The 13,012-nt window shown below is 43.9% G+C and carries 8 protein-coding genes; 4 read left to right on the plus strand and 4 right to left on the minus strand.

Annotated elements, in window-relative coordinates:
- Positions 1-8 precede the first annotated feature (8 nt).
- The 3 genes from OCT63_RS14890 to OCT63_RS14900 form a co-directional block, all read right to left on the minus strand.
- Positions 9-992 carry an AAA family ATPase gene (locus tag OCT63_RS14890; protein WP_269983969.1) on the minus strand — a complete coding sequence of 328 codons (984 nt, stop codon included), beginning with the start codon at positions 990-992 and terminating at the stop codon, positions 9-11.
- 95 nt (positions 993-1,087) lie between these two features.
- Complete coding sequence (locus OCT63_RS14895) at positions 1,088-3,439, minus strand: tetratricopeptide repeat protein (protein ID WP_269983970.1); 2,352 nt, start codon at positions 3,437-3,439, stop codon at positions 1,088-1,090.
- Between the two features lie 190 nt (positions 3,440-3,629).
- On the minus strand, positions 3,630-5,177 hold the full coding sequence (locus tag OCT63_RS14900; RefSeq protein WP_161674661.1) for an arylsulfatase: 1,548 nt from the start codon (positions 5,175-5,177) through the stop codon (positions 3,630-3,632).
- Between the two features lie 346 nt (positions 5,178-5,523).
- On the opposite strand from OCT63_RS14900, the gene OCT63_RS14905 reads away from it, so the two are divergent.
- The 4 genes from OCT63_RS14905 to OCT63_RS14920 all read left to right on the plus strand — a co-directional run bounded on the left by OCT63_RS14905 (position 5,524) and on the right by OCT63_RS14920 (position 11,882).
- Positions 5,524-7,086, plus strand: a complete 1,563-nt coding sequence (locus tag OCT63_RS14905; RefSeq protein ID WP_161674659.1) for an arylsulfatase — start codon at positions 5,524-5,526, stop codon at positions 7,084-7,086.
- 327 nt (positions 7,087-7,413) lie between these two features.
- Positions 7,414-8,508, plus strand: coding sequence for a cytochrome-c peroxidase (locus tag OCT63_RS14910; protein WP_060469679.1), 1,095 nt, complete (start codon positions 7,414-7,416; stop codon positions 8,506-8,508).
- The gene (locus OCT63_RS14915) at positions 8,501-10,876 is read left to right on the plus strand and encodes an ATP-binding protein (RefSeq protein WP_269983971.1); all 2,376 of its coding nucleotides are present in this window, start codon (positions 8,501-8,503) and stop codon (positions 10,874-10,876) included. The genes OCT63_RS14910 and OCT63_RS14915 overlap by 8 nt, the downstream gene beginning before the upstream one ends.
- Positions 10,877-11,237: 361 nt before the next feature.
- Entirely contained in the window at positions 11,238-11,882 is a 645-nt protein-coding gene (locus OCT63_RS14920; RefSeq protein WP_060469708.1) for a DUF2057 family protein, read from the plus strand.
- 79 nt (positions 11,883-11,961) lie between these two features.
- Here the strand turns inward: OCT63_RS14920 and OCT63_RS14925 are convergent, their stop codons facing one another.
- Complete coding sequence (locus tag OCT63_RS14925; RefSeq protein WP_161674651.1) at positions 11,962-12,960, minus strand: adenosine deaminase; 999 nt, start codon at positions 12,958-12,960, stop codon at positions 11,962-11,964.
- Positions 12,961-13,012: the final 52 nt, after the last annotated feature.

Here is a 13,012-nt window from a genome sequence, read left to right on the forward strand (position 1 = left end):
CCCCCTAGTTATCCGATCTCAACATTATCAAGCAGTTCTTCAACCACTCTTTGATGGTCAACACCATCGGCCAATGCGTCATAAGAGAGTGAGAATCGATGACCTAATACCGTAGGTAGCATCGCTCGCACATCGTCCAACGTGACATGGTCACGCCCTTGTAGCCACGCATAAGCGCGTGCACATTTGTCTAATGCGATTGACGCGCGTGGGCTTGAACCAATCTCAATCCATTTAGATAAGTTTGATTCAGGGTAACGCTCTGGCTTACGAGTCGCCATCACCAAAGCCACAATGTAGTTTTCGACTAATTCAGAAACTGCGATTTCAGGCAGTTGACGACGAGCTTCAAGTACCAATTCAGGTTCAATGTGTTGCGGTGTGACTAGCTCTGAGCTCGTTTCACTGCACAGTTCTTCGCTGCGCACCAATCGAATGATGTCACGTTCCGCTTCGTCTTCTGGGTAATCAACCGTCACTTTCATGATGAAACGGTCCATCTGCGCCTCAGGTAGTGGATACGTACCTTCTTGTTCTACTGGGTTTTGAGTGGCCAATACCATGAACAAATCAGGAAGGATGTGAGTTTGGCCACCCACGGTTATCGTGCCTTCCGCCATCGCTTCAAGTAGTGCCGCTTGTACCTTTGCAGGCGCACGGTTCACTTCATCGGCTAGAACAATGCTGTTGAAAATAGGACCCGGTTGGAAATGCAACTGAGGCTTTCCATCAAGCTCCTGATACACCTCAGTGCCCGTCACATCAGATGGCAGCAGGTCTGGCGTAAATTGAATTCTACCAAAACTGGTGTTCAGTAGATTCGCCAGCGATTTTACTGAGCGAGTTTTCGCTGTACCGGGAAGTCCTTCTAGAAGCACATGGCCATTGGTCAATAATCCGATTACCAGAGCCCGAACGACGTGACTCTGACCGATAACACTTTTCTCTGTCTGTTCAATCAGTTGGTTTATTGCTTGTTGCGCATGGTTCATAGGTATTCCCTTAATTCAATCTGGCTGCGTACATCCTACTCACAAGGCCCATAACTATTAGTTATAAGCTCGATAGCCAAGCTCACCTCATCGCTTTATTTAAACCTAGCTTTCAATTGGTTAATGGCTTCCGGCGGTGCCACTTTGCTCAATGATGAAATACATTGCTCAAACGCCTTTGGTACGCCCGGTATATGGCTGTTTCGCGCCAACACTTCACACTGAGCATACAGGTGCTGTGGGTTGCGACTAAATTGGTAAGCCTTATGCAGTGATTGACTTGCCGCAAGTACATCCGACTTCTCTAAAGCCAAACCGTACACATACCAATATTGCGGGTCGGTTTGTGCGGTTTCTGCCGCTTGTTTTAAATAGTTGGTTGCCTGTTTGTAATCTTTGACTCGCAGCATGGATAGCCCTGCACTGTATGGCAACACACTCGATTTTGGTTGCGCTTGAATGCCTTGTTTCAATGTTGCTAATGCCTTTGGCTCGTCACCAAGTGCACGATACAAATCAGCCAAGTTGGCGTAACTGTTCTCGAAGTAAGGCTCAATCTCGATAGCACCTTGATAGAATTCAATGGCTTTGTCGTGCTGACCTAAATCTCGGTAAACGTTACCTAAGTTCGTGCTGCCAAACCCTCTGTCAGCATTGAATTGTTGTATCTCGATGTACTCTTCTAATGCAGGCTTGATTTGGTCTTTCTGCAGCGGATTCATTTCTCCCCAATAACGTACTAGTGCGCCTGCGGTTTCTGAACGTATCGACAATACAGGGTCTTTCAATAGTGGCTCTAGGATCTGCCAACGATCAGTAAACGGGAAACCAGACGAACCTTGCACGACGCCTAACCGAATCATCTCATCGTCATGTTTTACCGCTCTTGCTAGTGAGATAAGTGTGTTCTTACCCGTGTTACCACCCAAACGTTCTAAGCTCGAAGCGCGAATAATATTGCTTAAGCTTGAATCCTGAGCCGAGTATGCCAATGCATCCTCTGCACCTCTGTGCCCTATTGAATCCGCGTAAAAAGCAACGGCAAAGTGTTGTTGGTTACGATACTTAGAATCTGGGAACCACTTACCGATTTGTTGATCGGCCCATTGATCAGTTTGGTCTTCATGACAGCTAGTACACACGTTCGGTGTTTTAATGTGTTGGCTGATATCTGGGCGTGGAATATGCCAGCTGTGGTCACGCCTTGGGTCGACCTCCATGTACGTCGTTTCTGGCATGTGACAAGTGGTACATTGGGAAGCTTCGGTATTGGCTTCATGGAATGTGTGCTTTTCAGGTGTGTATTCAGAAGCAATGTGACACTGGCTACACACGGCTTCTTCGGCAATTTTCAGTTCTGCAGTATGAGGATCGTGACAGTTAGTACACGTGACGCCTTTCTCTGCCATCACTGATTGCAAGAAAGATCCGTAAACGTAATCTTCATCGTAGATTTGACCATCGTTGTGGTAAAGCTCAGGGGTAATTAAGCTCAGACGATATTTATCAAAGAATGACCCATTAACGTGATCACCCGTTTCATTTAGCTGAGTACGTCGGCTGTGGCATTGAGCACAAGTTTGAACTTGATTGGTATGGATGATGTCTTTTGGTTGAAGGGTTGAGTTGCCCTCTTGATAGCTCCACTCTTTAACCGACTTCGACAAGTCGCGATCGAAACCGTAATGCGCCGAGACTTGGACACCCTTCCCACCATTAGCTTTTGCTGACCGGGCCTGATCAACATGCTCACTCGCAGGGCCATGACACGCTTCGCAACCAACATTAATCTCAGACCAAGTGGTATTGTAAGTATTGTTTGCGCTGTCGTAGTTCTTTTCTAGGTTTGTTGAGTGGCAGTCTGCACACATGAAGTTCCAGTTCTGACCACTGTTGGTCCAGTAAAACTCATCGGTGTTGGTGGTATCAGGATAGAGATGAAACCAGCGTTGTCCGCCTTCGCCCTCACTGCGAGAATCCCAAGCAAAAGGAATCAACTGAACACGCCCGTCTTCAAACTCAACCATGTATTGTTGAAGAGGTTCAAAGGCAAAGGTATAGCTGATTTTGTAATCTTTGAATTGGCCGTCTGGCCCTTCGATGTTGACCCAAAACTCATCACCCTTGCGAAAAAAACGGCTGGGCTTTCCTTTATGAGTCACGGTTTGATCGTTGAAGTCGCCCAATACCGTTTCATCGGTAGCATGCTTCATCGCCATATCATGATGAGAACCTCGCCACGCTTCAATTTCTTCGCTGTGACAGTCAATACATGCTTCCGAGCCGACATACGTTGCTTTAGAGCTAGCGAGCGAAGCTTCATAGCTTATATGATGAGCTTTCTCGTTGGCATATACGCTCAAACTGAACAGCGCAAAAATTCCAAATAATACTGCAGCTCTCAGGTGTTTTAATTTGTTCACTAGTGAGCACAACCATGCAGACATAACATTCCTTGTTTTTATACATCCTTATGCTTAATAAGGTAGACGTAAAAACAATGAAATTACAATTATTTAGTGGTAGTTAACTCGATAGTTGTGATTCACATGCGCGACTAGTATTGACTCATCGAAATGCACATGAAAAAGAGCTCCTAGGAGCTCTTTCGTGTTATCAGTTTCAATAAACCAAAGCTTACTTGTTATGGTTCTCTTGAAGTTTTTCCATAACCTGATCCAAGCTAAAGCTTGCTGCTTTTTGGCGTGGTGGGAATTCAGCAAACGTTTCTAAGAATTTACCCACATACGCTTGCGCAGGAACGAACATATAAGCATGGTCTAGCAACCAGTCATAATAGGTATTCGACGTAATATCTGCGTTTTCGTATGGGTCCATACGGAGGTTAAACAACTTAGGAAGACGCAACGTCACGAACGGTTCTGACCAAATCTGCATGGTGCCCGTTGCACGCTGCTCCATGAACACCGCTTTCCATTGATTGTAACGAAGTGCCGCTAAATCACCGTCATCGGTAAAGTAGAAGATCTCAGAACGTCGACCTTTTTCTTCTTCACCGGTTAGGTAAGGAAGGAAGTTATAACCATCTAGGTGAACTTTAAACGTTTTATCGCCTGCCTTATGACCCTTCAGAAGTTTCTCTTTGATTTGGTCATCACCAGCGGCGGCTGCAAAAGTTGGCAACCAGTCCATATGGTGCATGATCTCGTTAGAAACACTACCCGGTTCAATCTTACCGGGCCAACGAACCATTGCTGGTACACGGTATGCGCCTTCCCAGTTAGTGTTTTTCTCACCACGGAACGGTGTTGTACCGGCATCCGGCCAAGAGTTCATATGTGGACCATTATCCGTTGAGTAGAAAACAATCGTGTTGTCTTTGATACCCAGCTCATCGACTTGCTTCAATAACTGTCCTACGTGGCGATCGTGTTCCACCATACCATCAGCGTAATTACCCACACCTGTCACCCCCTTACTGTCCGCTTTCACGTGGGTTCTAAAGTGCATACGTGTCGCGTTCCACCACACGAAGAATGGTTTGTCCGCTTTCACTGCGCGATCCATGAAATCAAGTGCCGCGTCTAGTGTTTCTTCATCGACCGTTTCCATACGCTTACGCGTTAAAGGACCCGTATCTTCAATCTTGCCGTCAGCGAATGATTTGATGACACCACGCGGGCCAAATTTCTTACGAAACTCAGGATCGGTCGGGTAATCTTCATTTTCTGGTTCTTCTTCTGCATTCAGGTGGTAAAGGTTGCCAAAAAATTCGTCAAACCCGTGTGCAGTTGGAAGAAACTCATCTTTATCGCCAAGGTGGTTTTTACCAAATTGACCTGTCATGTAACCCATAGGTTTCAGCATTTCTGCAATGGTTGCATCTTCAGCTTGTAAGCCAATGTCTGCACCCGGCAAGCCTACTTTACTCAAGCCTGTTCTCAGTACACTTTGCCCTGTAATAAACGTAGAGCGACCTGCGGTACAAGATTGCTCTGCGTAGTAATCGGTAAACATCATGCCTTCTTTGGCAATGCTATCAATATTCGGAGTTTGATACCCCATTAAGCCAAAGGTGTACGCACTGACATTAGATTGACCAATGTCATCACCCCAAATGACGAGAATATTCGGTTTTTCTGCCGCGAATGTGGTGGTGGAAGCCGCCATCATCGCAGTACCCAAAATTGCTAATCGACGTTTGACGCCATATTTCGCTGTCATAAAAACCTCTTCGTTAGTTGTTTGCATCCTGCCATACAACATATAGTCCATTTTTTGAACGATCGCGAGATTCGCTAAACTATTAATCTATTTGTCATTTTTCTTAACAGCGACACGCACAACTAGATGATAGAAATTAGGCACACAAACATGATAATGATCACAACTGATGTTAGAAGGCAAATCGACTAAACCAGTAAAGAACCATAAAAATCAAAACCTTAATAAACACCCATAACAATTAGTTATAACCACTATAAAAAGACACAACCGATTTTAAAGATTAATGTTTGTCCAGCGATGTGTTGCTCTAACGCATTAATCTTTAAAGTGAATCGGAGTCCTTATGGGTACTACAATTAATAAACTGGCATTAAGTGTTGGCTTATTAGCCGCTTCTTCAGCGGCAACAGCAGCAGAAAAACCAAACATTCTTGCTATCTGGGGTGATGACATTGGTGTATTCAACATCAGTGCATACAACAACGGTATGATGGGTTACGAAACACCTAATATCGACCGTATTGCTAACGAAGGCGCGCTGTTTACTGACCACTACGGGCAACAGTCTTGTACTGCTGGTCGTGCTGCATTCCTAACGGGCCAAGAACCTTTCCGTACGGGTCTGTTAACTATCGGTATGCCAGGCTCTGATCACGGCATCCCAGATTGGGCTCCCACTATCGCTGACCTTCTTAAAGAACAGGGCTACATGACCGCTCAGTTCGGCAAGAACCACATGGGTGACCAAGATAAGCACCTTCCAACGAATCACGGCTTTGACGAGTTCTTCGGTAACCTTTACCACCTGAATGCAGAAGAAGAACCAGAGACATACTACTACCCTAAAGATCCTGAGTTCCGTAAGAACTTCGGCCCTCGAGGTGTAATCAAGTCAACGGCTGATGGTAAGATCGAAGATACTGGCCCTATGACGCGTAAGCGTATGGAGCACGCGGATGAAGAGTTCCTAGAAGAATCTCTAGCCTTCATGGAAAAAGCAGTGAAAGCTGACAAACCATTCTTCATCTGGCACAACACAACACGTATGCACGTGTGGACTCGTCTACAAGAAAAATACCAAGGTAAATCGGGTATCAGCATTTACGCTGACGGCATGTTAGAGCACGATGACCAAGTAGGTATCCTGCTAGACAAGCTTGATGAGCTTAAAATCGCAGACAACACCATCGTAATCTACTCTACCGATAATGGTGCAGAGACAGTATCTTGGCCTGATGGCGGTGCAACTTACTTCCACGGTGAGAAAGGTACCACTTACGAAGGTGGTATGCGTGTTCCTCAGCTCGTTCGCTGGCCTGGTACAATCAAACCGGGAACTAAGATCAATGACATCATGAGTCACCAAGACTGGATCCCGACGCTACTAGCAGCGGCTGGTGATGATAAAGTGGTTGAGAAGCTTGCTTCTGATAAAGGTGCGACTTACAACGGTAAAAACTGGCGTGTACACCTAGATGGTTACAACTTCCTACCTTACTTCCAAGGTAAAGAAGAAAAAGGCCCTCGTGACAGCATGCTTTACTTCTCTGCTAACGCTGAGTTAAACGCTGTACGTTGGAATGACTTCAAGATCTCATTCGCTGTTATGGATGGTAACATTACCGATGCGGTACGTTTCCAACCAAACTGGCCCCAAGTCGTACACCTGCGTGCCGACCCATTCGAAAAAGCACCACACGAATCTGGCATGTACCTGCGCTGGATGGCAGACAACATGTGGCTATTCGTACCGGTAGGCGGCAAAGTACAAGAGTTTATGAACACACTACCAGATTACCCAATGCAGAATAGCCAAGTGCTGAACTCTGGCAACTTCAACCAGAATACTTACATGCTTCAAGGTAGACTAAAGCAACTAGAAGCGGCAGCAGCGCAAGCTAAATAAGCCGATTTAGGCGAGATGTTTCAAGTAAACATTAGTACCTCAGTAAACATACGCACTAAATATATAAAGTAAGTGCATTATGAAATAACCAAGCCGTGGTGACTCAATGCAGTGACTACGGCTTTTCCTCATCTAACCGACATTAGCCCCCAGTTTGTCAGTCTATTCCCCGACCATACTTTCCAAGCCGGTTTAATTTCCTTCCACCTGCCTTGCAACTTCAATTTAATGCAACTAGGTTTATAAAGTCACACCTATCCTTAACAAGGAAAATGAAGGTGGAATCAGAGCGACTCTGAATGGTCATAATCAGTTGGAATTAATGCTATGAAAACGCCATATCTGGCTGTAATAAGCATAACGGTAATTTGCGTTTCAATCGCCGTATTGGTTTATGATACCGCCTCTTCAAAGGTCCATGTATTACTTGAACATGAAGAACAACATTCTCGTAATAACGACGATGAAACCTTCCTTTCAGCAGCGCACACCTCCACTAGAGATAGCCAAAATACCAAACAGCTCCCATCTGCAAAATCTCCAGTATCACCAATTCCAGATTCAATTCAAATTGATAAGAAACTTGCCAAAATAGGTTGGGTTTTATTTAGGGATCCCAACTTATCATCCGATCAAAGTGTCAGTTGTGAAAGTTGTCATAGCCTGCAAACCAATGGGGCTGAAGTGACTCCTGTATCCGCAGGGGTAAACGGCAGCGGAATGAGAAATTCACTCACAGTGTTCAACGCAACCTTTAACTACCGCTTCTTTTGGGATGGTCGCGTTAACAACCTTACTGACCAAATCGATGGCCCCGTACACAACGTCGCCGAAATGGATTCTAACTGGGGGTATATTATTGATTATGTCTCCCAGTCAGATGATTACGTTAATCTATTCAATGAAGAGGGAACAGATATTAACGAGGCCTCAATTAAAGCGGCTCTTGTTGAGTTTATGCGAGGCTTAACGACACCGCACTCTCCTTTCGACCAATATTTAAGAGGCAATAGTTCTGCACTTTCTGAAAGCGAAAAAAGGGGGTGGAGAACCTTTCAAGAGGAAGGCTGTATTCGTTGCCACCAAGGCACCAATATTGGCGGCGGCATGGTAATGCGATTTGGCTACTTTGGGTTATCAAGAACAGGTGCAGAGAGAAGCAAAGATCAAGGCCGTTTTATGTTTACCGGTCAACCACAAGATAAACATCTATTTCGTGTCGCCAGCCTAAGAAATGTGGCAATTACAGCACCCTATTTTCATGATGGTCAAACGCCTACTTTAGAGGAAGCAATCAAAATCATGGGTGAAAGCCAGCTCGGTAAAACATTCGAAAAACAAACTATTAGTGATCTTAAAGTATTTTTAAAAACACTTACAGGCCACCGACCTCCAATATTAGTGGAGTTTGAAAATGAATAAAATCAGGCTCGCCCTCTTACTTTTTGTTTCTCTATTTATGGGTCTAATCAGCGCCATTGTACTCACCTACGCTGAACATGAGAATGTCGTTGAATACAGTGAGTCTGTTCGTGAATTAGGCCATGAAATTTTAGAAATGCGCGATAAAGTCACGAACAGTGCTCTCGCAGGTATTTCAAACCCTTATCAAATGTCGGCAAATCTAGTCCGTTTAGAAAAGAAACTACAAACATTGAGGGAGAGTTATCAAGGAAAGAAAATACATTCCACGTTCTTTAGCGACTTACAAACAGTTCAATTACTTGAGCGCTTCCACAATGCTTCAATGGCTAATATCGATAAGCTAGACAACCTTGTCGGGCTGAGTGTCGCTCGAGAGTTCATTCTGCAATCTCTGACTCTTAAGCTCACTGATAACCGCTTATCTTCTTCTATGAACTTAGAAATACCAAGCGGACTTCTCGCCAGTATTTTGCAAACCGGATCCTCTATCCAGCAACAAAATGTAGGCTCAGATTTGGCGAATCTATCAGAAACGTTTGTGGAGCTTAATCAACAACAAAGCCAGCTTCTCTCGCAAGTCCTTGCCGCTCATAGCATGGAATATCTAGATCAAATTGCACATCAGTTTACAAACTTTCAAGACCAACTCGTCGGGTTTATCGTTCGACTCATCATCACCCTAGCCCTGCTTACCTTTGCCTTCTCAATCACGATCTTTATTCTGCGTGTATTCGAGTTGAAACGGAACACCCTTTCTTACCAAGAAGCAGCTGACAGAGCACACAAAGCCAACGAAGCGAAGTCTTTGTTCCTCGCGACCATGAGCCATGAATTACGCACGCCGATGAATGGCGTATTGGGCATCGCTCAAATCATCAAAGAGGACTCACAAAGTACTGATACCCGAAAACAGGCCCAAATTATTATCGATTCAGGTCAACATCTCGTCACAATACTCAATGACATTCTTGATTTTTCTAAAGTAGAACAAGGAAAAATGGAGCTAGAACTAAGCCCATTCTCTGTTACAGACATCATCCCCCACCTTGATAAAACCTTGACACCATTAGCCGCCGAAAAAGGCTTATCTTTTCTCATAAAAGACAGCACACCAACCAATATTCAGCTCATTGGAGATCCCGCACGTATACGTCAGATCTTATTTAATCTTGCTGGCAACGCCGTTAAATTTACCGAAAGTGGGAAAGTCGAAGTTGAATTCCAGATCACATCAACGAACCCACCAAGTGTACATATTACGGTCGCCGACACAGGGATTGGGATTGCCGAAGACAAAATCGACCACATATTCACGGCATTTGAACAAGCAGAGCTTTCAACGACACGTAAGTTTGGCGGAACAGGATTAGGACTTTCTATTGTGAAGCAGTTAGTCGAATTGATGGGCGGGACGATCTCGGTTTTCAGTCAGATAAATTTCGGTACTAAATTTACCATCACTCTTCCGTTAGAAATGTATGAGATTGAAAGACAAATAGTAGAAAAAGCACTACCCAAATATAGTGAAACACTCGATAATTTTTCTGTGCTATTAGTAGAAGACAACAAGATTAACGCAATGGTGATAAGAAAGTTTTGTGAGTCGATAAACTTAACCGTTGAGAATGCCTACGACGGATTACAGGCATTGGATAAATTGATTTCAAACCAATATGACTTAATCATCATGGACAACCACATGCCCAATATGAGCGGTATAGAAGCGATACATAAGATTCGAAATGAGCTTAAACTCAAGACCGTCATTTTCGCGTGCACCGCAGACGTATTCAAGGAGGCTCATGACGATTTTTTGCTTTCAGGGGCTGATTTCGTTCTCACTAAACCACTACAAAAAAACAGCCTCCAAAATGCCATTAATGAATTTCGTCATAAGTTTGAGATAAATCGACACAGATCCTCGCATTTGCAAAGTCTTCAGAACGAGGCTAGAGGCAATGTTACGGTACTTACTCGTCATCCAAAAGATAAGCTACCGATGACAGAAGAAGAGATATCTCGCTGCCAATTACTGATTGGCGAAGAGCTTAAAGCCAGCGAGAAGCTTGAATGTTTAAGATCTCTAGTCAATAAGTTAGAGAACGAAATTGATCAATTAATAAAGATATTTTCTGATTCAAAACCTGATGAACTCTACGACACCTTACAAGCAGTAAAAAATATCGCCATAGAGTTTCAAATGTCAGAGGTTCTTGAGCTATCAATCTCCGCTGAAGAAATCACCGAACAACATATGATGCCCGAAGCAGAGCTACTTCAACAACTCATTAATAGGCTAATGGTCAATAGTCACCAAGCAATGCGATTAATACACAAACTCCATCAACAACGAAAAACGGGGTAGACCTCCTCAGCCGCTATGTGGGCAATTGTTCGTACGTTTGGCTTGTTTACTCTTCAAACGAGCAACAAACTGGTTTGCCGCTTTCAAATAAGTTGTTGCCCGTTGGGTTTCTGATATTTTCAATGTATGCAGTGTTTCCCCATGTACCCTAAAGATTCGAGTCCTAAAGCTTCGATATAAACCCTACACATCATGAGTCGTTAAACGCCCCCTTATCTGAGCGGAAAAGTGCGAGTAATTCGTTCAAAAATTAGGCTTAGGTTAAGTTTCGGTGAATTTTATCAAATCGAGACAAGGTAACTTGAAATACTTCGCTCTGCATGAGAATGTGATTTATCTAACTATAAACAACTGTATGATTATGAAGACAATCCAAAGCATTGCCCTACTTACAGCTATCGTTGCAACACCTGCAGTATTAGCTGACGTTGAAATTCAAGTTCCATCAAGTGTTGATATTCTAGCGGTCAACGAAGCTAAGCCAGATCTAGATGGCAGCTTATTCTCTTCCCATAAAACGCTCACCGTTCCAGACGGTAAAAACCAGATCGTATTCCAATATCAGCTTGCTTTTGACAAAGGTAACGACCGTGAGTTTGTTGATAGCGATGCTATTATTGCAACCTTCAGTGCTACCGACGCTGCATTGATGTTCGATATGCCTAAATACCATAATACCCGTGAAGCGAAGAAAGGCCTTGAGCACCTAGATTGGAAATTGGTTGATGAGAACCAAAACGTTATCAGTGTTAAGCAAGACAAGTTAATTAAAGACGGCATGCAAATTGGTCGTAAGTTCCCTCAAGAAGCTAAAGAATACAACAAGAAAGGTGGTATTGCGGCACTAGCCATTGGCATGACTACGTCCGTTGATGCCCAAGCAGTTACTCTGCCAGCTAAGATAGATACTAACGCTGCGAACACAGCCGAGGAGATGCTCTATTTCTGGTACGAAAAAGCTGACTCTGAAACCAAACAAAAATTCAAAGATTACGTGAACAAGTAGATCGATTTATCTCTCGTTCAAACTAAAGAAGCTGGCACGTTATTATAGCCAGCTTCTTACCTTCATATATTGCAGAAAGCTATGCGATATAAGCCAACACAACTTCTCTATATTTCTGCTTTAATGACTCTCCAATAAAGCTCGCTTCAATAGCATTCAAGCTAAACTGCGCCAGTTCTTGCTGCGTCATGTCATGAGCTTGATTCACAGCATTAAAGTTATCCGACATATAACCACCGAAGTACGCAGGATCATCAGAGTTAATGGTGACAGCTACGCCCTTTCTTAACAACTCGACTATGTTATGGTCTTCCATCGCATCGAAAACGCGTAATTTAGTGTTAGACAGTGGACATACAGTCAGTGGCATCTTGGTTTCAATCAATTCCTCTATCAAGGCCTTGTCAGCCATGCACTGCACACCATGGTCTACTCGGCTAACACCAAGCATTTCAATCGCATCAACAATATTTTGAGCTGGCCCTTCTTCTCCCGCATGAGCTACCGTTAGGAAACCCGCTTGTTTGGCTTTCTGGAATACTCGCTTAAATTTCTCAGGTGGGTGCCCTAATTCAGAAGAGTCTAATCCAACACCAATGATTTTATCTTGATGCTTGATAATATCGGCGAACGTTTGAATGGCGCTCTCTTCAGACAGGTGGCGCAAGAAGCAGGCAATGATTTGAGAGGTAATTCCTAGTTCTTTTTGACCGTATTCAAGCGCACGGTGAATGCCGTTAATCACGGTATCGAATGCAATGCCACGATCAGTATGTGTTTGAGGATCAAAGAAAATTTCAGTGTGAATAACGTTGTCGGCTCGGCAGCGCTCTAAATATGCCCATGTTAGGTCGTAAAAATCTTGTTCTGTACGCAGAGCATTAGCGCCCTGATAGTAAATATCAAGAAATGATTGCAGATCATCAAACTCATAAGCAGCTCTTAATTGCTCTGGAGATGAATAAGGCAGATCGATGCCATTGCGTTGAGCCAGTTGGAAAAGTAACTCGGGTTCTAATGAACCTTCAATATGTAAATGCAGCTCTACTTTTGGAAGCCCTTGAATAAATGCGTTCATATTTCACCTACTATGGATTTTAGGTGTGTACTTACTCTGAATAATAGACAAG

Source organism: Vibrio sp. RW (assembly GCF_027587105.1).
Lineage (GTDB): Bacteria > Pseudomonadota > Gammaproteobacteria > Enterobacterales > Vibrionaceae > Vibrio > Vibrio toranzoniae.